The organism is Kribbella sp. NPDC050459, assembly GCF_040655315.1.
Classification (GTDB): Bacteria; Actinomycetota; Actinomycetes; order Propionibacteriales; family Kribbellaceae; genus Kribbella.
In genome coordinates, this window is sequence record NZ_JBFAJQ010000005.1 from 390,943 (window position 1) to 414,607 (window position 23,665).

At 70.3% G+C, this 23,665-nt stretch carries 21 protein-coding genes; 13 read left to right on the top strand and 8 right to left on the bottom strand.

Annotated features, from left to right (window positions below):
- Positions 1-26: 26 nt before the first annotated feature.
- From AB0I12_RS20690 to AB0I12_RS20710, 5 genes are all read left to right on the top strand, one after another.
- Positions 27-1,694 (top strand): L-aspartate oxidase, encoded by a 1,668-nt coding sequence (locus AB0I12_RS20690; RefSeq protein WP_359931944.1) that lies wholly within the window; start codon positions 27-29, stop codon positions 1,692-1,694.
- Positions 1,687-2,541 (top strand): carboxylating nicotinate-nucleotide diphosphorylase, encoded by an 855-nt coding sequence (gene nadC, locus AB0I12_RS20695; RefSeq protein ID WP_359931947.1) that lies wholly within the window; start codon positions 1,687-1,689, stop codon positions 2,539-2,541. Before AB0I12_RS20690 ends, nadC begins: the two co-directional genes overlap by 8 nt.
- Positions 2,541-3,305, top strand: coding sequence for a type III pantothenate kinase (locus tag AB0I12_RS20700; protein ID WP_359931950.1), 765 nt, complete (start codon positions 2,541-2,543; stop codon positions 3,303-3,305). Before nadC ends, AB0I12_RS20700 begins: the two co-directional genes overlap by 1 nt.
- A 77-nt stretch (positions 3,306-3,382) precedes the next feature.
- The gene (locus AB0I12_RS20705; RefSeq protein ID WP_359931953.1) at positions 3,383-3,829 is read left to right on the top strand and encodes a DUF6220 domain-containing protein; all 447 of its coding nucleotides are present in this window, start codon (positions 3,383-3,385) and stop codon (positions 3,827-3,829) included.
- Positions 3,830-3,858: 29 nt separating this feature from the next.
- Positions 3,859-5,295 (top strand): multicopper oxidase family protein, encoded by a 1,437-nt coding sequence (locus AB0I12_RS20710; RefSeq protein WP_359931956.1) that lies wholly within the window; start codon positions 3,859-3,861, stop codon positions 5,293-5,295.
- On the opposite strand, the gene AB0I12_RS20715 is transcribed toward AB0I12_RS20710, so the two are convergent.
- Positions 5,283-5,843: a carboxymuconolactone decarboxylase family protein gene (locus AB0I12_RS20715; protein WP_359931959.1), complete on the bottom strand. Its 561-nt coding sequence runs from the start codon at positions 5,841-5,843 to the stop codon at positions 5,283-5,285. The genes AB0I12_RS20710 and AB0I12_RS20715 overlap by 13 nt on opposite strands.
- Before the next feature lie 282 nt (positions 5,844-6,125).
- Here AB0I12_RS20715 and AB0I12_RS20720 point away from each other — a divergent pair, with 282 nt between their 5' ends.
- Positions 6,126-7,433, top strand: a complete 1,308-nt coding sequence (locus AB0I12_RS20720; RefSeq protein ID WP_359931962.1) for a hypothetical protein — start codon at positions 6,126-6,128, stop codon at positions 7,431-7,433.
- On the opposite strand, the gene AB0I12_RS20725 is transcribed toward AB0I12_RS20720, so the two are convergent.
- From AB0I12_RS20725 to AB0I12_RS20740, 4 genes are all read right to left on the bottom strand, one after another.
- Complete coding sequence (locus tag AB0I12_RS20725) at positions 7,419-8,087, bottom strand: DedA family protein (protein WP_359931965.1); 669 nt, start codon at positions 8,085-8,087, stop codon at positions 7,419-7,421. The two genes, AB0I12_RS20720 and AB0I12_RS20725, sit on opposite strands and share 15 nt — an antisense overlap.
- A gap of 46 nt (positions 8,088-8,133) precedes the next feature.
- On the bottom strand, positions 8,134-9,066 hold the full coding sequence (locus AB0I12_RS20730; protein WP_359931968.1) for an SPFH domain-containing protein: 933 nt from the start codon (positions 9,064-9,066) through the stop codon (positions 8,134-8,136).
- Positions 9,054-9,500, bottom strand: a complete 447-nt coding sequence (locus AB0I12_RS20735; RefSeq protein WP_359931971.1) for an NfeD family protein — start codon at positions 9,498-9,500, stop codon at positions 9,054-9,056. The genes AB0I12_RS20730 and AB0I12_RS20735 overlap by 13 nt, the downstream gene beginning before the upstream one ends.
- A 71-nt stretch (positions 9,501-9,571) precedes the next feature.
- Positions 9,572-10,141 (bottom strand): winged helix-turn-helix domain-containing protein, encoded by a 570-nt coding sequence (locus AB0I12_RS20740; protein ID WP_359931973.1) that lies wholly within the window; start codon positions 10,139-10,141, stop codon positions 9,572-9,574.
- 58 nt (positions 10,142-10,199) lie between these two features.
- Between AB0I12_RS20740 and AB0I12_RS20745 the strand changes: the two genes are divergently transcribed.
- The 6 genes from AB0I12_RS20745 to AB0I12_RS20770 all read left to right on the top strand — a co-directional run bounded on the left by AB0I12_RS20745 (position 10,200) and on the right by AB0I12_RS20770 (position 19,900).
- Entirely contained in the window at positions 10,200-11,423 is a 1,224-nt protein-coding gene (locus tag AB0I12_RS20745; RefSeq protein ID WP_359931976.1) for an MFS transporter, read from the top strand.
- Positions 11,424-11,433: 10 nt separating this feature from the next.
- Positions 11,434-12,954 (top strand): lysine--tRNA ligase, encoded by a 1,521-nt coding sequence (gene lysS / locus AB0I12_RS20750; protein WP_359931979.1) that lies wholly within the window; start codon positions 11,434-11,436, stop codon positions 12,952-12,954.
- Between the two features lie 229 nt (positions 12,955-13,183).
- A complete protein-coding gene (locus AB0I12_RS20755) occupies positions 13,184-13,513 on the top strand; it encodes an Lsr2 family protein (protein WP_355694755.1) in 330 nt (109 codons plus the stop codon).
- Between the two features lie 340 nt (positions 13,514-13,853).
- On the top strand, positions 13,854-16,403 hold the full coding sequence (locus AB0I12_RS20760; RefSeq protein ID WP_359931982.1) for an ATP-dependent Clp protease ATP-binding subunit: 2,550 nt from the start codon (positions 13,854-13,856) through the stop codon (positions 16,401-16,403).
- 491 nt (positions 16,404-16,894) lie between these two features.
- Positions 16,895-18,877 carry a kinetoplast-associated-like protein gene (locus tag AB0I12_RS20765; RefSeq protein ID WP_359931985.1) on the top strand — a complete coding sequence of 661 codons (1,983 nt, stop codon included), beginning with the start codon at positions 16,895-16,897 and terminating at the stop codon, positions 18,875-18,877.
- A gap of 72 nt (positions 18,878-18,949) precedes the next feature.
- Positions 18,950-19,900, top strand: coding sequence for a DivIVA domain-containing protein (locus tag AB0I12_RS20770; RefSeq protein WP_359931988.1), 951 nt, complete (start codon positions 18,950-18,952; stop codon positions 19,898-19,900).
- A 54-nt stretch (positions 19,901-19,954) separates the two neighbouring features.
- Here the strand turns inward: AB0I12_RS20770 and AB0I12_RS20775 are convergent, their stop codons facing one another.
- Positions 19,955-20,845: an A/G-specific adenine glycosylase gene (locus AB0I12_RS20775; RefSeq protein ID WP_359931991.1), complete on the bottom strand. Its 891-nt coding sequence runs from the start codon at positions 20,843-20,845 to the stop codon at positions 19,955-19,957.
- Between the two features lie 23 nt (positions 20,846-20,868).
- Here AB0I12_RS20775 and AB0I12_RS20780 point away from each other — a divergent pair, with 23 nt between their 5' ends.
- Complete coding sequence (locus AB0I12_RS20780; protein ID WP_359931993.1) at positions 20,869-21,567, top strand: hypothetical protein; 699 nt, start codon at positions 20,869-20,871, stop codon at positions 21,565-21,567.
- Here AB0I12_RS20780 and AB0I12_RS20785 read toward each other — a convergent pair.
- Positions 21,555-23,072 carry a DHA2 family efflux MFS transporter permease subunit gene (locus AB0I12_RS20785; RefSeq protein ID WP_359931996.1) on the bottom strand — a complete coding sequence of 506 codons (1,518 nt, stop codon included), beginning with the start codon at positions 23,070-23,072 and terminating at the stop codon, positions 21,555-21,557. The two genes, AB0I12_RS20780 and AB0I12_RS20785, sit on opposite strands and share 13 nt — an antisense overlap.
- Positions 23,048-23,620 (bottom strand): PadR family transcriptional regulator, encoded by a 573-nt coding sequence (locus tag AB0I12_RS20790; protein ID WP_359931999.1) that lies wholly within the window; start codon positions 23,618-23,620, stop codon positions 23,048-23,050. Before AB0I12_RS20790 ends, AB0I12_RS20785 begins: the two co-directional genes overlap by 25 nt.
- Between the last annotated feature and the right edge of the window lie 45 nt (positions 23,621-23,665).

Consider the following 23,665-nt stretch of genomic DNA (forward strand, 5'->3'; position numbering starts at 1 on the left):
CTCCTCAGTCCAGGGCGGGAGGCCCCGTGACCGGACCCGCAGTCCCGCAACGGCTCGCCGCGCCCGAACCTGGCTGGACGGACACCGTCGACGTGGTGGTGATCGGGTCCGGGGTCGCCGGACTGACCGCCGCGCTCAAGGCTCGCGAGCTGGGCTCCGTGCTGGTGGTGACGAAGGACGTCGTCGCCTCCGGCTCCACGCAGTGGGCGCAGGGCGGCATCGCCGCCGCCCTCCACCCGGAGGACTCGCCCGAGGAGCACCTGCAGGACACGCTCGTGGCGGGCGCCGGGTTGAGCGACCCGGAGGCCGTCCGGGTGCTCGTCACCGAGGGCCCGGACGCCGTCCGCGACCTGATCGAGCTGGGCGCGCGCTTCGACACGATGGCCGACGGCGAGATCTCGCTCGGCCGTGAGGGCGGCCACCACCGCAACCGGATCGCGCACGCCGGCGGCGACGCGACCGGCGCCGAGATCGAGCGCGCCCTGGTCGCCGCGGTCAAGCGCGCCAAGGACATCCGGCTGATCGAGCACGCCCTCGTCCTCGACCTGCTGACCGCGGCCGACGGCGCGATCGCCGGCGTCACGTTGCACGTGATGGGCGAAGGCCAGCTCGACGGTGTCGGCGCGATCCGGACCAGAGTGGTGATCCTCGCGTCCGGCGGACTCGGGCAGTTGTACGCGGCAACGACCAATCCGAGCGTGTCCACCGGCGACGGCATGGCACTCGCGCTGCGGGCCGGCGCGAAGGTGCGGGACCTGGAGTTCGTGCAGTTCCACCCGACCGTGCTCTGGCTGGGCAAGAGCGCGAAAGGCCAGCAGCCGTTGGTGTCCGAGGCGGTCCGCGGTGAAGGTGCGTTCCTCGTCGACCACGCCGGCAAGCGGTTCATGCAGGGCCGGCACGAGCTCGCCGACCTCGCGCCGCGCGACATCGTGGCGAAGGCGATCATGCGCCAGATGCTTGCCACCGGCAAGGACCATGTGTACCTGGACGCCCGGCACTTCGGCGACGAGAAGTGGCGGGTGCGGTTCCCGACCATCCTCGCGTCCTGCCGGTCGCACGGTATCGACCCGGTCCGCGAACTGATCCCGGTCGCGCCCGCCTGCCACTACTCGTCCGGCGGCGTGTGGACCGACCTGAACGGCCGGACCTCGGTGCCCGGCCTGTACGCGTGCGGTGAGGTCGCGTGCACCGGCGTCCACGGCGCCAACCGGCTGGCCTCGAACTCGTTGCTCGAAGGGCTCGTCTTCGCCCGCCGGATCGCCGCGCACCTCGCCGACGGCCTGCCCGCGCGGCGCGAGCCGGTCGTGGACCGCCGTACGGCGGGGCTCGTCGACGCGGACGCCGTCCCTGAGGTGCAGCGGGCGATGACCGTCGGCGCCGGCGTGATCCGGAGCGCGGCCGGCCTCTCCGAGGCAGGTGCGGTGATCGGCAAGCTGATCGAGCAGCCGGCCGGCGAGCCCGGGACCCCGGGCTGGGAGGCGACGAACCTGGTGACGGTCGCCTCCGCCCTGATCGCCGCCGCGACCGCGCGCGAAGAAAGCCGCGGCGCGCACTGGCGGGAGGACCACCCGGACCGCGATGATCTGCACTGGTCCGGAAGCCTGGACCTGACCCTGCCGGCGGTGGCCGAGCAGGCTGTGCCGCGGACCACGTTTGTTCCGCGCGAATCCGAGGAGAATGACCGGCATGGATGAGACAGTCGACCGCCAGTGGGTCGGTGACCTCGTGCGGGCCACCATCGAGGAGGACCTGGCCGGAGGCGTCGACGTGACGACCACCGCCACGGTCGACCCGGATCAGGTCTCGGTCGCCGAGCTGGTCGCCCGTGCCGACGGTGTGGTGGCCGGTCTGGAGATCGCGGAGCTGGTGCTGCGCCAGGTCGCCGCGCCGGACGAGATCGAGCTCGAGTTCACGGTCCGCGACGGCGCCTCGGTACGGCGCGGTGACGCGCTGATGACGGTGCGTGGCAAGACCCGGCAGCTGCTCACCGCCGAGCGCACCACGCTGAACCTGCTCTGCCACCTGAGCGGCGTCGCGACGCTGACCCGGCGCTGGGTGGACGAGGTCGACGGCACCGGCGCGGTGATCCGCGACACCCGCAAGACGATGCCGCTGCTGCGGTCCCTGGAGAAGTACGCCGTCCGCTGCGGCGGCGGGAAGAACCACCGGATGGGCCTGTCCGACGCCGCGCTGATCAAGGACAACCACGTGATCGCGGCCGGCGGCGTTGCGGAGGCGTTCCGGTTGGTGCGCAAGGCGTACCCGGAGATCTCGATCGAGGTCGAGGTGGACTCGGTGGAGGACGCCCTGATCGCGGTCGAGTCCGGCGCCGAGCTGATCCTGCTGGACAACATGGACGTCCCGCTGCTGCGGGAGGTGGTCGAGAAGGTGGCCGGCCGGTCGAAGCTCGAGGCCTCCGGCGGGCTGACGCTGGACAAGGCGCGCGCGGTCGCCGGGACCGGCGTCGACTATCTCGCGATCGGCGCGCTGACGCACTCCGCCCCGGTGCTCGACATCGCGCTGGACCTGAAGGAGTCCTGATGTTGCTGGCCGTGGCCGTCGAGAACACCAGGACGCTGGTCGGCCTGGTGTTCGAGGGCACGGTCAAGCGGCACTGGTGGGTCGGGACCGATCCGCGGCGGACGGCGGACGAGTGGGCCGTGCTGCTGCAGGGCCTGCTCACGGGTGAGTTGCCGGTGTCCGGGATCGCCGTGTCCTCCGCCGTACCGCACGTGTTGCACGAACTACGCGACGTCGTGGCGCGCTACTACCAGGGGGTGCCGAGCGTCGTCGTCGAGCCCGGCGTGAAGACCGGGCTGCCGGTGCTGGTGGACAACCCGCGCGAGGTCGGCACGGACCGGATCGCGAACGCGCTGGCGGCGGTGACGCTGTACGGCGCGCCCTGCCTGGTCGTCGACGTCGGTACGGCGATCACGATCGACGTGGTCAACCCGGCCGGCGCTTTCGTCGGCGGAGTGATTGCCCCGGGCATCGAAACCGCGACCGACGCGCTCGGCGAGGCGGCCGCGCAGTTGCGCCGCGTCGAGCTGGTCCGGCCGCGCTCGGTGGTCGCGAAGAACACCGTGGAGGCCCTGCAGTCCGGTGCGATCCACGGTTTCGCCGCGCTGGTCGACGGCATGGTCGCGCGGATCCGGACCGAGCAGTCTCTCGACGAAGACCTCCCGGTCGTCCTCACCGGTGCGCTCGCGCCGCTGCTCGCCGGCCAGCTCGGGACGCCGGTCCGCGACGAACCGTTGCTGACCCTGCGCGGCCTGTATCAGGCCTTCGCCCGCAACCACGGCTGACCCCGACAACCTCTTGTGCCCTTGACGTGACCTGGCTCACTATGAGCCCAGGGTGAGTTCAGGGGGATGGGGGAAGTATGAGGTCTGTTTACCGTGTCTTGGCCGGGCTCGTGGCGATCGGTGTGGTGGTCCAGGCGATGGCGATCGCCCTCGCGTGGTTCACGGTCATCAAGGACGTCGACGACGGCTTGGTGTTCACGAAGGACTCCGACGCCAACGCGGGGCACATGATCCACACCATCGTCGGCAGCGCGGTGATCCCGTTGCTCGCGATCCTGTTGCTGATCGTCTCGTTCTTCGCGAAGGTCGACGGCGGCGTCCGGTGGGCGCTCTACGTCTTCGGCCTGGTCGCGTTGCAGTTCGGGCTGGCCGCCGCCTCCTTCGGCGCACCGGTGATCGGAGCGCTGCACGGGCTGAACGCGTTCGCCCTGCTCGCGGTCGCGGGGCTGGCCTCGCGGCGCGCGGCCGGACCCGGCCCGGTGGCCGCCGAGGCTCCGGCCACGACCACCGAGACCACGCCGTAGATGCCGTTGGCAACTGACGGGCGGCGGCCGTGACCCTGCGGCGGCCGCCTCGTCGTGCGCTGATCGCGATCGTCGCGACGATCGTCGTGCTCGCGCCGCTCGGGTTCTTCTGGCAGCGGAGCCTGGTCCCGAACGACCTCTCGCCGATGGCGATGGGGTACGCCGACTACGGTGGCGGGCCGGCGACCGCGCACGACCATCACGGCACGGACGTTCGTCAGCTGACGGGTCCCGTGGACCACAAGCCCGACGTCGTCGTGGATCTGGTGGCGCGCCAGGAGCGCTTCGACATCCCAGGTCGCGGGTCCACGGACGGGTACACGCTGAACCACACATCGCCCGGTCCCCGGATCGTCGCGAAACACGGCGATCTGGTGCAGGTCACGCTGCGCAACGAGAACGTTGCCGACGGCATCACCTTGCACTGGCACGGTGTCGACGTACCGAACGCCGAGGACGGTGTCGCGGGTGTCACGCAGGACGCCGTCGGACCCGGCCAGTCGTTCGTGTACCGCTTCGTCGCGAAGGACGCCGGCACGTACTGGTACCACTCGCACCAGGTGTCGCACGAGCAGGTGCGGAAGGGCCTGTACGGCGTCCTGGTCGTACAGCCGACGCCGACGGACGTGGTCGCCGCGGTCCACACCTACGACAAGGTCCGCACGGTCAACGGCGAGTACGGCGAACGGCGGGTGCAGGCGCCGGGCCCGATCGCACGCGTCCGGCTGATCAACACAGACAACGGGCCGCTGGCGGTCTGGGTCGACGGCGCGCCGTACAAGGTGGTCGCGGTCGACGGGACCGACGTGAACGGACCGACCGAGGTGAGCGGGAAGTCGGTGCTCGTCACCGCGGGCGGCCGGATCGACCTCGAGGTGCCGACGGCGAAGGCGGTCCGGATCGGCCTCGGCGGAGGACCGACTACGCTGGTGATCGGGGAGGGCGACGCACCGACCGGGACCGAGCCGCGCGAGCGGGTCGACCTGCTGAGCTACGGATCGCCGCGACCGCTCGGGTTCGATCCGGCGCAGGCCACCCGCTCGTTCCGGTACGGCATCGGCCGGCGGATCGGGTTCTTCGACGGCAAGCCCGGGCTGTGGTGGACGATCAACGGGCACCAGTTCCCGGACGTGCCGATGTTCGTGGTCAGCGAGGGCGACGTGGTCCGGATGACGATCGCGAACACCTCCGGTCAGGTCCATCCGATGCACCTGCACGGCCATCACGTCGTCGTCCTGAGCCGTGACGGGGTGCGCGCGACCGGGAGTCCGTGGTGGACGGACTCCCTCAACGTCGAGGACAAGGAGACCTACGAGGTCGCCTTCGTGGCCGACAACCCGGGGATCTGGATGGACCACTGCCACAACCTCCCGCACGCCGCGCAAGGCCTGGTGACGCACCTGATGTACGCCGGTGTCACGACCGGGTACCACCTCGGCGGCGCGCCGGACAATCAGCCCGAGTAGATCGGGCGGCCGACCGTCAGCGCCGCACGCAGAGTGTCGGGCAGGCCGTTGAACGCCGAGTCCGGCTGGGTGCCGGTGGCGTCGAGGGTCTTGGAGAAGAAGGACCGCGCCGCGGCGGCCAGGACGACGTCGAGCACGTCTGCGTCCGACAGGCCGAGCGTCCGCAGCTCGTCGACATCGGCCTGCGTGACCGTGTCGGCGGCGAGCGCGACCTTCCGCGCGAACGCCATCACCGCGCGGTCGACCGGGTCGTTCGGAGGCTCCTCCACCAGCGCCACGACTTCCTCGGCGGTGTAGAACTTGTCGGCCAGCACCTGCCCGTGCGCGAGGCTGCAGTAGCTCGACTTCAGCGCGGTCGCGGCGGCCAGCGTGGCGAGCTCGTAGCGGCGCAGGTCCATGGACTCCTTGATCGCGCCGTTGAGCTGTTTCCAGGCCTCGTAGACCGCGGGCCGCGCCGCGAACGCGTGGACGTAGTTGGGCACGTGCCCCGCCGGCGCCCGGTTCGCCTCGAACAGCTCCGGATCGCTCGGCGTCTCGATGAATGCCATCGTGGTTCCCCCTCAGTGGCTTAGAGGTCGGGCGGCGAGCTGACGCCTGCTGCGCGCCGCCCCGCGGGCACTGGGCGGCGTTGTCGTCGGTCGAAGGGACTCCGTCCCGTCTCCCTCCTCCGCCTTGCCCAGCACTCCGCGGGACGACGCTCGCGACGGCGCCAGCTCGCCGCCCGACCTCTACCTCACGGTAAATGGGGGGTACCGATCCGGCAACGGTCCTGGGGAAAGGGCACCTGGGACTGGGTATGGTTCACCCGGTCGGTCGTGAGGAGACGAGGGATGGGCGGAATGCGGCGGGTGCTCGCCGTGGCGCTGGCGATGGTGGCCGGGGCCGTCTCGCTGACGGCTTGCGCCTCGGACCCGGCGCCGACCGACGTCGCCGTCGCGTGGGCGCCGAACGGGCGGCCGGCGGTGGTGGTGACCTGGAAGGACACCGCCCAGCCGAACCGGATCACGATCGAGGGCGTGCTCAGCGAGAGCCCGTCGTACGTGAAGTACATCCCGGCCGGCGATCCGAACCGGTGGGAGATCCCGACCTCGGCGTTTCCGCCGGACGGGAACTACAAGATCGCCGTGGCGACCGGCACGTCCCAGGGCGGGGTGACCAGCGATCTGACCAGGTCGCCGGTGTTCGACACCGACGGGCCGGTGCTGCCGACCGCGGCCGCGGTGGCGCCGCAGGGCCGCGGGATCCTGGTCAGGTGGTCGGTGCCGGCCGCGCCGCAGGACTTCACCCCGAACGATCCGCTGGACGTGAAGGGCAACAAGACCCAGCGGTACGTGCCGATGATCGGGCGGCCCGGCCAGATGCTCAAGGTGATCGGCCCGGCGACGACCGCGAACCGGCAGGTGGTCAAGAGCGTCAAACCGCCGTACGTCTTCCAGCTGCGCACCCAGAACGAGTGGAGCACCCGGGCCGGCGGGCAGGTGCTCGGGCTGACCAGTTCGATCAACGCGGCCGTCCCGGCGCTGGCCCAGTTCAGTGTGCCGATCCGGATCCGCGGGCGGGTCATCCTGCACCAGGTCGGCTGCGACCTCGAGTCGCCGTGCACGAGCAAGCGCGCGACGCCGGCCGGCGTGCCGGTCGTGGTGCTGACCCAGGTCGCGCCCGGTGCCCGGTGGACGCCGGCCGCGCGCGGGTCGACGACGGGCGGCGGGTACTACGACATCGCGGTACCGACCGGCGGCAGCCGCCCGTACAAGATCATCGTTCCGGAGTACGTCAAGGGCGGGATGCTGACCGGGACGTCGACCAGCAGGCCGGCGTACACGAAGAGCGTCGTCCGGGTCGCGTCGGCCGGTTTCGCCGGCGGCGACACCGCGGTCGCGCGCGGCTCGATGGTGACCGTGTCGGTGGCGGTGAAGCCGGCCATGAACACGACCGTGATGCTGCAGGCGTGGAACCGCCAGACCCGGCGGTGGGTGGACTCCAAGGCGCTGCCGATGCGCCGCGGCCAGGCGGCGCTGGCGTTCAAGGCGGCGCAGCCGGGCGACTTCGTCTACCGGTTCGTGATCCCCGGCGCGATGATGTTCGGCCGGCCGATGGACGGGACCACCACGCCGCAGCTGGCGCTACACGTCCGCTGACTCGACCGCCGGGGCGACGTCGAGCGCCTCGGTCTGCTCCCGGCGGCGCTTGCGGACCTTGCGGACGACGTACAGCACGACCACCGCGACGCCGACCGCGATCAGCGCGGCGACCGACACCCGGCCGAAGATCCGGTCGGCGTTGTCGCCGATCTTGTACGCGACGACGCCGATCGTGGTCGCCCAGGCGATGCCGCCGGCGGCGTTCGCGGCCAGGAACCGCGGGTAGTGCATCCGCAGCATGCCGGCCATCGGGCCCGCGAAGATCCGCAGCAGGGCGACGAAGCGGCCGAAGAACACCGTCCAGACGCCGTACTTGTGGAAGTACTTCTCGGCCCGCACGATCCGGTCCTCGGAGAAGTGGTGGAAGCGGCGGCCGAGCCGTTCGAACAGCCGGCGGCCGGCCTTGCGGCCGATGAAGTAGCCGATCGAGTCGCCGACGATCGCGCCCACCGCCGCAGCCAGGATCACGAACTCGATCTTCAGATGGTGCTGCTGCGACGCGAGCAGCGCGGCGGCGATCAGCGTGGTCTCACCGGGCAGCGGCACCCCCATGCTCTCCACGCCGATGACAAGTCCGACCACCAGGTACGCCAGGACGGCCACCCCGGACGGAATGGCGATCGCCTGCGCGATCAGCAGAGGTTCCCCCATGCACCCATAGTGACATCGTGGGACAACCGATTTGGTGACCGGGCAACTATCCCCGGGAGATTTCAGGGTTGTGGCCGTTGTCCGACGGCACCTCGGACGGCACCTGAGGCGGCACCTGGGGCGGCACCTGCGGCGCCACCGTGGGGACCTCGCCGTTGAACGCCTTGGTGACGTTCTGCAGTGCGGTCGTGACCTCGGAGGGGATCACCCAGAACGTGTTGCCGGGCCCCTTGGCGAGCTCGGGGAGCATCTGCAGGTACTGGTACGCGAGCAGCTTCGGGTCCGGGTCGTTGCGGTGGATCGCCTCGAACACCGTGTCGATCGCCTTCGCCTGCCCCTCTGCGCGCAGGATCGCGGCCTGCCGCTCGCCCTCCGCGGTGAGGATCTTGGACTGCCGCTGGCCTTCGGCGGCCAGGATCGCAGCCCGCTTCTCGCGCTCAGCCCGCATCTGCTTCTCCATCGACTCCTTGATCGACGCCGGCGGCTCGATGCCCTTCAGCTCGACCCGGTTCACCCGGATGCCCCACTTGCCGGACGCCTCGTCGAGGACGCCGCGCAGTGTCGAGTTGATGTGCTCGCGCGACGTCAGCACCTTCTCCAGGTCCAGCGAACCGATGACGTTGCGCAACGTGGTCACGGTGAGCTGCTCGATCGCCTGGATGTAGTCGAAGATCTCGTACGCCGCCGCGCGCGGATCGGTCACCTGGAAGTACAGCACCGTGTCGATGTGGACGACCAGGTTGTCCTCGGTGATCACCGACCGCGGCTCGAACGAGACCACCTGCTCGCGCAGGTCGATCAGATGCCGGGGGCGGTCGACGAACGGGATCACGATGTTCAGCCCGGGTTCGAGCGTGCGCAGGTACCGGCCGAGGCGCTCGACGTTGCTGGCCCGGGCCTGCGGCACGATCCGTACCGTCCGCAGGACCAGGACGACGGCGAGCAGTGCGGCGACCAGTCCGATGATCAGTTCGGCCATGGTTCCTCCTGGGGATGCACGAGGGCGGTGGCCCCCTCGATCGCGAAGACGTCGACCCGGGTGCCCGCGGGGATGTGCAGGTGCGGGTCGTAGGAGCGTGCGCTCCACTCCTCGCCGCCGATCCGGACCCGCCCGGCGTCCCGGTCGCAGGCGGCGAGCACGACGGCCTCCCGGCCGATCAGCGCGGCGACGCCGGTGCGCAGCTTCGGGTGACCGGTCAGGTGCCGGCGCGCGATCGGGCGGACCAGCGTGACCATCGCGGCGGCGGTGACGGTGAACGCCAGCACCTGGAAGCCGATGCCGAGTCCGAGCGCGCCGATCCCGGCCGCGGCGAGCGCGGCGATCGCGAGCAGGAGCAGGTCGAAGGTCGCTGTCATCAACTCGGCCGAGCCGAGGACGGCGGCGACGATCAACCACAGGACCCAGGACTGCATGACGACCACCCGGCGGAGACAACCCTCTGCTTCGAAGGTACTCCTGGATACGCCCGGAGGCAGCTAACGGTTCAGTCGCCCTTCGGGGCCTTCCCGATCGGTACGACGGCGATCAGCGAGCTGACCTGGCGCGCACCGGCCGGACGATCGGTCTGCGTCCGGTTCTCCTTGTACCGGTCGACCAGGTCGTTGAGTTCCTTGCCGAACCGCTGGGCTTCCTCGTGGGTCAGCCACAACCGGGAGCGGCTCAGCGAGCTGACGTCGTCCCACGGATCGTCCTCGGCCATCTCCGCGAACTGCTCGAGGACCCCGTCCACGGCGGTGCGCATGATCGCCTGGCCCGCCAGTCGCCCGGCGCCGCCGCTCTGCGAGTCGATCCGCAGGCTCGCCGCCCGGGCCCGCCACGGCCGCTCGCGGCCGTCGGCGGTCTCTTCGGCGCGCTCGATGATGCCCCACTTCTCCAGCGCGCGGAGGTGGTAGCTCATCGCCGACGGCGTCAGCCCGGCGATCTCGGCGCACTCGGTCGCGGTCAGCACCTGGCCGTTGTAGAGCTCGTCGATGACCCGCTGCCGCGCCGGGTGCGCCAGGGCGCGGATCGCGTGCGGATCGGTGATCACCACCGCGGGCTTCTGCTTGGCCACGACGTCAGCGTAGCGAACCCCTTGACGGATGAAAACGTGAAGCATTAACTTCATAACTATGAAGCAAATACTTCAGACCTCGATCTGGTCGCACCGGGACATCCGGCTCGTACTGCCCGCCCGCGCGCTGTCGTTCGCGGGTGACTCCATCGCGCTGATCGCGCTGATGCTGCGCGTCTCCGAAGGTCACGGCCCGGCCGCGATCACCGCCCTGCTGCTCGCGTTCGCCGTGCCGACCGTCGCGATGATCCCGTTCGCCGGGCGGATCGTGGACGGCTTCGACTCGCGGAAGGTTCTGGTCTGGTCAGGGCTGCTGCAAGTGGTGGCCGGGGTCGGGCTGGCCCTCGTGCACGACCTGGTCCACACGCTGGCGCTGGTCTGTGTGCTGCAGGTCGGCCAAGCTGTCGCCGGGCCCGCCTGGGGGGCGCTGATCCCGCGGATCGTCGGCGAGGATCTCGTCGGTCCCGCCACCGGAACGAGTCAGGCCCTGATCGGGGTCGCGATGCTGGCGGGTTCGGCGGCCGGTGGTGTGCTGGTGGGCTGGGCCGGGACCCGTGGCGCCCTGCTCGTCGACGCCGGGACCTTCCTGGTCCTGGTGCTCGTCGCGCAACTGGTCCAGACCCGTCGGCGGCCGGAGCCTGGCAGCGCCGACGAGGGCGGCGGGGTGTCGGCCGGCCTGCGCGCGATCTTCGGTGACGACCTGCTGCGCGTTCTCGTGCCGGCGATCTGGCTGTTCGTGGTCGCCGGCGAGGCGGTCAACGTCGTGGAGGTCTTCCTGATCACCGGCGAACTCGGTCTCGGGCCGTCCCTGTACGGCGCGGCGGGCGCGGCGACCGGCGCCGGGGCGATCCTCGGCGCCTGGTACAGCGGCCGGCTGAACGGTGACCGGTCCAGGGCCGCCGGAGTCGTCGTGGGGATGGCGGCCATCGGCGGGTCGAGTGTGCTGATGGGGCTGGCCGGGAACCTCGTCACGCTGATGATCGGCGCCACCGCGATCGGCGTCGGCAGCGGGCTGCTGAACGCGGCCGCCAGCGCGCTCGTGGTGACCAGGTCCGCGGAGACGGTCCGCGGCCGGGTGATCGCGGCCCTGAACGGCACGGTCCGGTCGTTCAGCATTCTCGCGATGCTGCTGGGCGGTCTGGCAGGTGCGGTGCTCGGTCCGCGAGGCACGTTCGTCACCTGTGGACTGGCGTGCGCGGCGGCCGCCGCGGTGGTCGGCGCCCTCGTCGCCCGGAGCACGGCCGGAACAAAGGATTCGGAGCTGGAGGCGGTCAGTCACTAGCCTTTGGGGCATGACTGACGCACACGTGGACCCGGTGAACCCCGACAGCGGGCAGGACGACCTGCCCGAGCAGATGCGGGTCCGCCGGGAGAAGCGTGACCGGCTGCTGGCGGAAGGAGTGCCGCCGTACCCGATCTCGGTGCCGCGGACGCACCTGCTGAAGGACCTGCGGGCCAAGTACGACGCGCAGGACCTGGAGCCCGACACGCGGACCGGTGAGCAGGTCTCGGTGGCCGGCCGGGTGATCTTCCTGCGCAACACCGGCAAGCTCTGCTTCGTCCGGCTCCGCGAGGGTGACGGGACCGAGCTGCAGGTGATGCTGTCGCTGGCCGACCTGGGCGAGGAGGAGCTGGCCCGGTTCAAGCAGCTCGTCGACATCGGCGACCTGCTGTCGGTCCAGGGCGAGGTGATCACCAGCCGGCGCGGTGAGTTGTCCGTGCAGGCGACCACGTGGCAAATGGCCGCGAAGACGCTCCGCCCGCTGCCGAACGAGCACAAGCCGCTCAGCGAAGAGGCCCGTGTCCGGATGCGGTACGTCGACCTGATCGTGCGGCCCGAGGCGCGCGAGATGGTCCGCGCGAAGGCGGCCGTCCTGAAGGCGCTGCGGGCGACGTACGACGAGCGCGGCTTCGTCGAGGTCGAGACGCCGGTGCTGCAGCTGACCAACGGCGGCGCCGCGGCCCGGCCGTTCTCGACCCACCTGAACGCCTTCGACCAGGAGATGAAGCTGCGGATCGCGCTCGAGCTCGATCTCAAGCGGGCGATGATCGGCGGCGTCGACCGGGTCTACGAGATCGGCCGGACGTTCCGCAACGAGGGGCTGGACTCCACGCACTCGGCGGAATTCTCGATGATCGAGGCGTACCAGGCGTACGGCGATTACGACACGATGGCCGAGCTGATCCAGGAGCTGATCCGGAACGCCGGCCGCGCGATCGGCCGGACGACGGTCACCGGGCGCGACGGATCGGTCATCGACATCGAGCAGCCGTTCCAGCACGCGACGCTTTTCGGGCTGCTCTCGGAAGCGGTCGGGGAGAGTGTCGACGCGAGCACCGACCTGGCGAGTCTGACGAAGTTGGCCGAGCAGCACGACGTCGAGCTGCAGCCGGGCCGGAATGCCGGCGAGATCGCCGTCGACTTGTTCGAGAAGCTCTGCGAGCACACGCTGATCCAGCCCACCTTTGTCCGCGACTATCCGGAGTCGGCACGGCCGCTGGCGAAGCCGCACCGGGAAATTCCGGGGCTGGTCGAGGCCTGGGACCTGTTCTTCAACGGCGTCGAGCTCGGGGTCGCGTACTCGGAGCTGAACGACCCGGTGATCCAGCGCGATCGCCTGGTGGAGCAGTCGTTGCTGGCCGCCGCGGGCGACCCGGAGGCGATGGATCTCGACGAGGACTTCCTGCGCGCGATGGAATTCGGGATGCCGCCGGCCGGCGGGATGGGGATGGGCCTGGACCGCTTGGTGATGTTGCTCACCGGGACGGGTATCCGGGAGACGATTCTGTTCCCGTTGCTCCGTCCGGAGTGATTCCGGCAATCCCCGTGCAGGTCGTTGCGTAGCACAACGGACGGCCTTCGCAAATCCAGGGTCCGAATTCATTCCGGACGGGCCGGTTCGAACCGGGCGAATACTCAAGGTAACCGAGGATGCGCAGCGTCGATGAATGACAAGTGCCTGGTTTGTGCGGTACAAATCAGGTGCTAACAATTCGGCAGGGGGATTGTGCCCGATGGCGGGCGCGGAAAGGTTGTCATCGATGGCGCAAAGGGTGCAGGTGGTTCTCGAGGACGATCTCGACGGCGGTAAGGCCGACGAGACCGTGACCTTCGGGCTGGATGGAACGACGTACGAGATCGACCTGTCCAAGAAGAATGCCGCCAAACTGCGCGACGCCCTCGCCGCGTATGTCGGCTCCGGCCGCCGGGTGGCCGGCCGCCGCGGCGCGACCGGCCGGGCGCGGGGCCGTGGCCGGTCGGCCTCGGACTCCGCGGACATCCGGGCCTGGGCGAAGGAGAACGGCTACGAGGTCAGCGAGCGCGGCCGGATCTCGGCCGAGGTGCGCGCGGCGTACAACGAAGCCAAGTAATTTCCAGCTGCCGCCGGTCCCGGCACCCGCTTCGGGTGCCGGGACCGTCCGCATTCCGGTTGTTTCACAGAGTGGGACACGGCGTGTCGGATGCGATTGCTGAGTCGGCAGGTAGTTCGGCGGAATTCGCTGGTGGCGAACAAGCTGTCGGATCACGGTGAACCGGGAACACGCTGGTGATCAGTGCGGTTGTTCCCTTGTGATGCCGACCTGAGGCCGATGGACGCGTGATCGGGTGTTCGCCGAGAGCGAGCCTGTCGGCACCGGGGACTAGCATGCATGTACGGGGGTCGGCCACCACGGCACGTCCGACTCCTCTGAGGCAAGGAGCGCTTTGGCGATGTTTGAACGATTTACGGACCGCGCCCGTCGGGTAGTCGTCCTGGCACAGGAAGAGGCCAGGATGCTCAGCCACAACTACATCGGGACCGAGCACATCCTGCTCGGCCTGATCCACGAGGGTGAGGGTGTCGCCGCCAAGGCTCTCGAGAGCCTGGGTATCTCGCTCGAGGCCGTTCGTTCCCAGGTCGAGGAGATCATCGGCCAGGGGCAGCAGGCACCGAGCGGGCACATCCCGTTCACCCCCCGCGCCAAGAAGGTGCTGGAGCTCTCCCTGCGTGAGGCCCTGCAGTTGGGCCACAACTACATCGGCACCGAGCACATCCTGCTCGGCCTCATCCGCGAGGGTGAGGGTGTCGCCGCGCAGGTCCTGGTCAAGCTCGGTGCGGACCTGAACAAGGTCCGGCAGCAGGTCATCCAGCTGCTGAGCGGATACCAGGGCAAGGAGACCACCGCCGCCGGCGGTGCGCCCACCGAGGGCGCGCCCAGCAGCTCCCTGGTGCTCGACCAGTTCGGCCGGAACTACACCCAGTCCGCTCGTGAGGCGAAGCTCGACCCGGTGATCGGGCGCGAGACCGAGATCGAGCGGGTCATGCAGGTGCTGTCCCGGCGGACCAAGAACAACCCTGTCCTGATCGGTGAGCCGGGCGTCGGCAAGACCGCCATCGTGGAGGGTCTGGCCCAGCAGATCGTCCGCGGTGATGTCCCGGAGACGCTGAAGGACAAGCAGATCTACTCCCTCGACCTGGGCGCCCTGGTGGCCGGTTCGCGCTACCGCGGCGATTTCGAGGAGCGCCTGAAGAAGGTGCTGAAGGAGATCCGCACCCGCGGCGACATCGTGCTGTTCATCGACGAGATCCACACCCTCGTCGGGGCCGGTGCGGCCGAGGGCGCGATCGACGCGGCGAGCATCCTGAAGCCGATGCTGGCCCGCGGTGAGCTGCAGACCATCGGCGCCACCACCCTCGACGAGTACCGCAAGTACGTCGAGAAGGACGCCGCGCTGGAGCGCCGTTTCCAGCCGATCCAGGTGGCCGAGCCCTCGATCGCGCACACGATCGAGATCCTCAAGGGCCTCCGCGACCGGTACGAGGCGCACCACCGGGTGACGATCACCGACGCCGCGCTGGTGAACGCCGCGCAGATGGCCGACCGGTACATCTCGGACCGGTTCCTGCCGGACAAGGCGATCGACCTGATCGACGAGGCCGGCGCCCGGCTCCGGATCCGCCGGATGACCGCGCCGCCGGACCTGCGCGAGTTCGACGAGAAGATCGCGACCGTGCGCCGGGAGAAGGAATCGGCGATCGACGCGCAGGACTTCGAGCGCGCCGCGCGGCTGCGCGACGACGAGAAGAAGCTGATCAACGCGAAGTCCGAGCGTGAGAAGCAGTGGAAGGCCGGCGACATGGACGTCGTCGCCGAGGTCGACGAGGAGCTGATCGCCGAGGTGCTCAGCACCGCGACCGGCATCCCGGTGTTCAAGCTGACCGAGGAGGAGTCCTCGCGGCTGCTGGACATGGAGAAGGAGCTGCACAAGCGCTACATCGGCCAGGAAGACGCGGTCAAGGCGCTGTCCCGCTCGATCCGGCGGACTCGCGCCGGCCTGAAGGACCCGCGTCGCCCGAGCGGCTCGTTCATCTTCGCCGGCCCGTCCGGTGTCGGTAAGACCGAGCTGTCGAAGGCGCTGACCGAGTTCCTGTTCGGCGACGAGAACGCGCTGATCAGCCTCGACATGTCGGAGTACTCGGAGAAGCACACGGCCTCCCGGCTGTTCGGTTCGCCTCCTGGGTACGTCGGCTACGAAGAGGGCGGCCAGCTCACCGAGAAGGTGCGCCGCAAGCCGTTCAGCGTGGTGCTGTTCGACGAGGTCGAGAAGGCCCACCCGGACATCTTCAACTCGCTGCTGCAGATCCTGGACGAGGGTCGTCTGACCGACGCCCAGGGCCGCGTGGTCGACTTCAAGAACACCGTGATCATCATGACCACGAACCTGGGCACGAAGGACATCGCGAAGTCGGTCTCCCTCGGCTTCTCCCAGGCGAACGACGTCGCGGGTTCGTACGAGAAGATGAAGGCGAAGGTCACCGAGGAGCTGAAGCAGCACTTCCGGCCGGAGTTCCTGAACCGCGTGGACGAGATCGTCGTCTTCCACCAGCACACGATGGACGACATCGTCCGGATCGTGGACCTGATGGTGGCGCAGATCGAGCAGCGCCTGAAGGACAAGGACATGGGCATCGAGCTCACGCCGGCGGCGAAGGAACTCGTCGCGAAGCGCGGCTTCGACCCGGTCCTGGGTGCCCGCCCGCTGCGCCGCGCACTGCAGCGCGACGTGGAGGACGTGCTGGCCGAGAAGATCCTGTTCGGGGACCTGCGTCCCGGCCAGATCGTGCTCGTCGACGCCGCGCCGGAAGGCACGGTCAACGACGACGGCCTGACCGAGTACTTCACCTTCACCGGTAACCAGAAGTCCTCGACGTCCGACCTGGAGCTCACCGACCTGACCACCGGCGGCTCCACCGGCAGCACCGGCCTCCAGGACACCTAACCCCACACCGACCACCACACGAGACGCTCGGACGGCACCCCCGCCCGAGCGTCTCGCACGTCCACACCCGCTCGCCGAGGCGTGGCGAATGGCTCGGGGGTGTGGCACCGAGTCGTGGATATCGGCTGTCCGGAGCAGCCAATATTCACGACTCGGCGGCGCGGGGGGTCGCCGATTGCCACGACTCGGCGAGCGCGGGGCGGGGCGGGGGTGAGTGGGGGCGGAGCGGTGGTGGAGTACTGCGGTGGGGTCCGGCGTACGGAAGACACGCCTGAGTTGCGTGGATGCTACTGATTGGTCGTATCGTCCTGCGGAGCGTGATCATTTCGGTGCCCAGATGGCTTCCGTCTGCCTTCGGTTCGATGGGAAGATCGCGCGACTGCTGATGAAGCAGTTACCTACCGCCTGTCTACCGCGTTGTTAACCCTGTGAGCACGCTGTTCGGACCCGGACTGTCGGAAAGGGGGCCGGGAATGGAATCATCTCGTCGCATGGACGCGCCGCGTCTGCCGCTGACCCAGGAACCGGTCGCCGACACCGGTTCCTTTGGCGTGCGGCAGGCGGGCGGGGTGCTCGAGCGGGCCCAGCGGATCGCCGACACACTCCGCGAGCAGGCCGAGCACGAGAACGATCTCGCCCGCGACGAGGCGAGCCGGACCCGCACCGAGACCGAGCGGCTGAAGGCCGACGCCGAGGCCGCCGCGAAGAAGCTCCGGACCGACGCGATGACGGCCGCCCAGCGCGTCCTGAACGACGCCGAGCGGGCCGCCGAGCAACTCCGTGCCGAGTCCACCGCCGAAGCCGAGCGGGTCCGCTCCGAGGCCGAGGAAGCCGCGGACCGGCTCCGCGCCGAGTCCACCGCCGACGCCGAGCGGGTCCGGCGGGATGCCGCCGCCGCGGCCGAGAAGCTGACCTCTGAGGCGACCGCCGAGGCCGAGCGGGTGCGCCGCGAGGCGGCCGCGATCGCGGAGCGGTTGAAGGTCGAGTCGGAGTCCGCCGCCGAGCAGCTCCGGGCGTCGGTCGCCGACGAGGTGGCCCGGCGCCGCGCCGACTCGGAGCAGGCGGCCGACCGGCTGCGCGCCGAGAGCGAGGCGGCCGCCGAGAAGCTGCGGGTCGAGTCCCAGGCGGCGGTGGACCGGCGGCTCGCGGCCGCCGAGAGCGAGGCCGCCCGGCTGCGGGAGGAGGCCGACGAGCTGCTCGAAGAGGCCCAGCTGGCCCGCGAGTCGGCGCAGGCGATGGTCGACCGGGCCGGTCGGGAGGCGCAGCAACTGGTCGCCGACGCCGGTGAGCAGGCCGCTCTGGTGTCCCAGGCCGCCGTCCGCAACGAGGCCGATCTGATCGCCCGGGCCGAGACCGAGGCGAGCGAGCTGCGGGCCGCGGTCGAGCGCGAGGTCGAGACGGCTCGCGAGCGGTCCCGCATCGAGATCGCCGAGGCCCATGCCGAGATCGAGCGGCTGCGCGGCGAGAACCGCACCGAGCTGGAACGCCGGACGGCGGAGCTGGAGGAGACCGAGCGGGCCAAGTTGGCCGCGATCTCGCTGGAGATCGACAAGCTGCGGGCCGAGGCGGTCGCGGAGATCGCCGAGCGCAAGGCCGAGACCGAGGCCGGCAACGAGCGGCTGATGGCCGACGCCCGGGCCCAGGCCAAGCTCGTCGTGGACTCGATCGAGGCGGACCGCCGGACGGCCGCGGCCGAGGCGCACCGGATCGTCGAGGAGGCGAACAAGGCGGCCGAGGCGGCGCTGGCCGAGGCCGAGAAGCAGACGCTGTGGAGCCGGAAGACCGTCGACGACCTGATCGCCGCCGCGGAGTCCGAGGCGCAGTCGATCCGCGCGCAGGCCGCCGCCGACGCGGACAAGTACCTGAAGCAGAAGCGCGCGCACCTGCGGCGCGTGGTCGGCCGGTCGACCAGCCGGCTCAAGCAGACCCAGGAAGCGATCGCGCGGGAGAACGCCGAGCTGACCCAGCTCGCCGAGACCACGCTGTACTCGGCCGGCGAGCAGGCCGAGTCGACGCTGGCCTCGGCCAAGCAGGAGGCCGAGAAGGTCACTTCCCAGGCGCAGGCCCGGGCGGACCGGCTGCGGACGTCCGCCGCGCAGGACGCGCGGGAGATCATCGAGCGGGCGAACCGCCGCGAGGCCGAGGCGGAGGCGAGCACCCAGGTCCTGCGGGAGCGCGCCGCCAACGACCTGTCCGCGGCGCAGCGCCAGTCGCACGAGCTGATCCGCAAGTCCCGCGCCGAGGCCCAGCAGCTCGAGGCCCAGGCCCGCGAGCACGCCGACACGCTGCGTGCGCAGGCCCGAAAACTTCTCGCCGACGCCGAGGCGAGGGTCGCGGCGCTGAACCAGCGCCGTGATGAGATCACCAAGGAGCTCACCCAGCTTTCGGGTGTGATCGAGGCACTCGCTGTACCGGGGTTCCGCCCAGGTGGTGGAATGTCTTCCAGTGAGGGTTCCACGGGGGAATCAGGATGAGGACGTGACAGTCAGATCCTTGTCAGTGACAATGTGTGATCCACCCACCCATCGAAGTGAGCATCGGAAAACATGAGCAGTGAAAGCCCAACCCCGTTCCGTACCGTTCTGCGTGGCTACGAGCCTGCCCAGGTGGACCAGCACATCCGTGAGCTGACCACCTCCCTGACCGCGTTGCAGCAGCAGTCCGAGCAGCTGCAGCGGCACGTCCAGGAGCTGCAGTCCCGCACGGACGCTGCGGAGGCGGCCGTCATCTCCGCCCAGGAGGACTCCAAGGACCGCGCGCCGACGTTCACCGAGTTCGGCGAGCGGGTCGCGAAGATCCTGTCGCTGGCCGACGACGAGGCCCGCGACCTGGTGACCCGCGCCCGCACCGACGCGGAGGCGATCGTCGCCGACGGTGAGGCGCACGCGAAGAAGGTCCGCAAGGAGGCCGAGCAGTACTCCCTGGACTGGAAGAGCGAGGTCGACGCCGAGGCTGCCCGCATCCTCGAGGAGGCCCGGACCCAGGCCGACGACATGCGCGACGAGGCCGAGCGCGACGCGACCGCGCGCCGCAGCGAGGCCCAGGCGCTGTACGAGCAGGAGCGGGCCAAGTCCGCTCAGGCCGCGGCCGCCTTCGAGACCACCCTGGCCGAGCGCCGGGGCAAGGTCGAGCAGGAGTTCGCCGCCCGCACGGCGCTGGCCGAGCAGCAGCTGGCCGCCGTCACCGACCGCGCCGCGCAGGTGCAGCGGGAGGCCGACCGGTCGCGTTCCGAGGCCGAGCGGCTGTCCCAGCAGCAGCTGGCCGACGCGAACCGGCAGGCCCAGGAGATCGTCGCCGCCGCGAAGGACAAGGCCGAGCGGATCCGTGCCGAGTCCGAGCGTGAGCTCGCGGCCGCGACGCAGCGCCGGGACAGCATCAACGCGCAGCTGACCAACGTCCGCCAGATGCTGGCGACGCTGTCCGGCCAGCCGGCGATGCCGCTCGACCTGCTGGCCGACGACGAGCAGGACGCCACCACCGGCAGCAAGAAGAACTGAAGTACCACCATTCAAGAAGCCGGCTCGAGACCTTCGAGCCGGCTTCTTGGTGTGTCAGCCCGGCAGGCGGTAGCGACCGCGTGCGAGGGGCTCGACGAGGCCGTCGGCAACCAGTCCGTCGAGGGCGCGTTCGCGCTGGGCGGCGTCGGGCCAGGAAGCGTCCAGGTCGGACTTCGGTACCGGCGCCGACGCGGACCGCAGGACGGCCAGGAGCCGGCCGCGAGCCTGGCGGTCGGTGCCTTCGTACGTCTGGCCGCGCCGCGGCGGGCCGTCGTACGGCGGGCTTCCGGCGAGGACCCAGGCGCACCGGGACCGGATCGGGCAGTCGGCGCAGCGCGGCGTCCGGGCGGTGCAGACGAGAGCGCCGAGCTCCATCGACGCCACCGCCCACCGCGCGGCTGTGGCCTGGTCGGCGGGCAGGGCGCTGACGGCGAGCCGCTGGTCGGCCGCGGTGGGGGAGATGCCCGGCTGGGCGACGCCGGTCAAGGCCCGGGCGAGGACCCGGCGGACGTTCGTGTCGACGACCGCGTGCCGTTGACCGAACGCGAACGACGCGATCGCGGCCGCCGTGTAGGTCCCGACTCCGGGCAGGGCGAGCAGGGCGTCGTGGTCGTCCGGCACTTCGCCGCCGTGACGCTCCACGATCGCCTGAGCGGCCGCGTGCAGGCGGAGGGCGCGCCTGGGGTAGCCGAGCCGGTCCCAGGCCCGCACAGCCTCACCAGGAGCCTCTGCGGCCAGGTCCACCGGCTTCGGCCACCGCTCCAGCCAGCGCCGGTACGCCGGCAGCACCCGGGTCACCGGTGTCTGCTGCAGCATGAACTCGCTGACCATCACGGCCCACGCGCCGGCGCCGGGCTCCCGCCACGGCAGATCCCGCGCGTTCGCGTCGTACCAGCGCAGCACTGGGTCATGGATGGCCGACGGCGAGCCTGAGTGGTCCTGCACAAGGCCGATATTAGAGTGCGCTTATGAGCAGCCTGCTCCGTCCGGTCGGGCACCTGCCCGCCAGCGTCTACTGGTTCCGGCGCGGACTTGTGCTCGCGGTCGTCGTGGTCCTGGTCGTCGTGATCTCCCGGCTGTTCGCCGGCGGTGGCGACGACACCAAGAACGCCGCCTCGTCGGACCCGCAACCGAACCCGACCGGCGCCGCGCCGGTTTCCACCCCGACGCCGACGCCGACGCCGACGCCGAGCACCGGGCAGAGCACCGGGCAGAGCACTGAGTCCGGGACGACGACGGCGTCCCCGACGCCGAAGCCGACGAAGACCACGCCGCGCGGCGACCAGCCCTGTGAGGGCTCGGACCTGACCGTCGCGGCCCTGCCCGCGAACCGGAAGATCGTCTCCGGCTCGGTGCTGAACTTCGTCGTCCAGCTGAACCCGGTCGACGAGGGCTGCAAGGCGACCGTCAACGCCGACAAGCTGACGGTCACGGTGACGTCCGGCCAGGACCTGATCTGGAGCACCACCCAGTGCGACAAGGTGATCCAGACCGCCACCCTCGTCGTTGCCAAGGGCAAACAAGTGGCCGTCACTGTGCCCTGGAACGGACGTCGATCCAGGCCTGGCTGCCTTCCGGGTCAACCGGTCGCCAAGCCTGGAACCTATGTCGTCAAGGCCGAGTACGACGGCCGCTTGTCGAGCCTGCAGGCGTTTCAGGTGGTCTGATCAGCCGGCTGCGCCGACTCGGCGGGCTGCTTCTTCAGGTGGCTGGGTGCGGTGAACATCAGTGCGGCGGCCAGGCCGATCAGCAGCACGAGTGCCGGCAGCACCAGTGACTGTGCCATCGCGTCGCTGAACCCGGGCCGGATCATCGCAGGCAGCTGTCCGGCCGAGAACCCTTCGCCCGCGGGTGTCCCGCCGGCCGCCACCGGCAGGTTGTGCGCCAGCCGCGACTCCATCAGTACGGCGATGCTCGCGCTGCCCAGCACCGCGCCGACCTGCCGGGTCGTGTTGTAGACGCCGGCCCCGGCGCCGGCCTGGTGCAGCGGGAGGTTCCGCGTGGCCGTCGTACCGATCGGCGCCCACATGAAGCCGTTGGCGACACCCAGCAGCGCGATCGGCAGCAGCAGCTCCCAGATCGGCATGTCGGGCTCGATCACCTGGCTCATCCAGAACAGCGACGTCGAGCAGCACAGCAGCCCGAACCCGGCGATGAACCGCGGCGGCGTCCGGTCGACCAGCCGCCCGACGAACGGCGCCAGCGCACCCGAGATGACCGCCATCGGGACCAGCAGCAGCGCCGACCGGGTGGGGGTCAGGCCGCGAACCGCCTGCGCCCACAGCATCAACGGGAACGCCATCGCGGTGATCGCGAAGCCGACCGTGGTGATCGCGACGTTCGCCAGCGAGAAGTTCCGGTCCTTGAACAGGCCGAGCGGGAGCAGCGGCTCGCCCCGGGTACGGGACTGCCAGAACACGAAGGCCGCCAGGACGACCAGCCCGGCGATGATCAGCGACCACACCGTGATCGGGCCCTTGATCTGGCCCCAGTCGTACTTCTGCCCCTCCTGGATGCCGAACACCAGCAGGAACAACCCGACCGCGCTGAGCACGACGCCGATCAGGTCGAACTTGTGCTGGTGCGTCGGCAGGTCCGGCACCAGGCGCAGCGCCAGCACGAACCCGACCACACCGACCGGCGCGTTGATGAAGAAGATCCACTGCCAGCCGAGGCTGTCGACGAGCACGCCGCCGAGGATCGGGCCGACCAGGGTGGCGACGCCGGCGGTCGCGCCCCACAGGCTCATCGCCCGGCCGCGCTGGTCGGGCGGGAAAATCCGGGTGATCACGGCCATCGTCTGCGGCGTCATCATCGAGGCGCCGAGGCCCTGGAACACGCGGGCCACGATCAGCAGCTCGATGGTGTTCGTCAGGCCGCACCACACCGACGCCAGCGTGAACAGCGCCAGCCCGGTCAGGTACAGCTTCTTCGGGCCGACCCGGTCGCCCAGGCGGCCGGTGATCAGCAGCGGTACGGCGTACGCGAGCAGGTACGCGCTGGTGGCCCAGACGACCGTGCCGACGTCGGAGCCGAAGTCCTCGAGGATCGCCGGGGTCGCGACCGAGACGATGGTGGAGTCGACCAGGATCATGAAGAAGCCGAGCACCAGCGCCCACAACGCCGGCCACGGCCGGATCTCGGGCTTCACTGAGTCTTGCGGGATAGCCATTCCAAGTCCTTGCTCTCGATGCGTTCGACGGTGCCGGCGAGCCACTCGCGCTCGGCCGCGATCTGGCCCCGGACGTAGTCCGCGGCCATCCAGTACCGCTCCGGTACGCCGGAGGACCGCGCGAGGCCGACCGCCTCGTCGACATCGGCCAGCCAGCGGTCCAGGTCCTCGACCCGCCGGCGCAGCCGCAGCACCGCGTCGTCGGCCTCCAGGTTGTGTGCCTCGCTCAGTACCACCGGGAACAGCGGGTATTCGTAGACGAAGCTCTCCAGCCCGCTCTCCACCCGGCGGGTGAGCGCCGCGTTCCCCTCCGGGGTGATCTCGTACGTCGTCCGTTCCGGGCGGTTCCCGGCGCGCTCGGTGCCGGTCGCGCGGACGTACTGCTGCCCGGCCAGCCGCTCGACCGTGTGGTAGAGCGAGCCGGGCCGGACCTTGACGATCCGGTTGTTGTGGCGGCTCAGCAGCAGTTGGTACATCTCGTACGCGTGCATCGGCCGCTCGTTCAGCAGCGCCAGCACGGAGATCGCCAACGGCGTCAGCTCGGGCATTATCCTCCAAACGGAATGTTCCATGTGGAGTATTCGCCGCCGCGG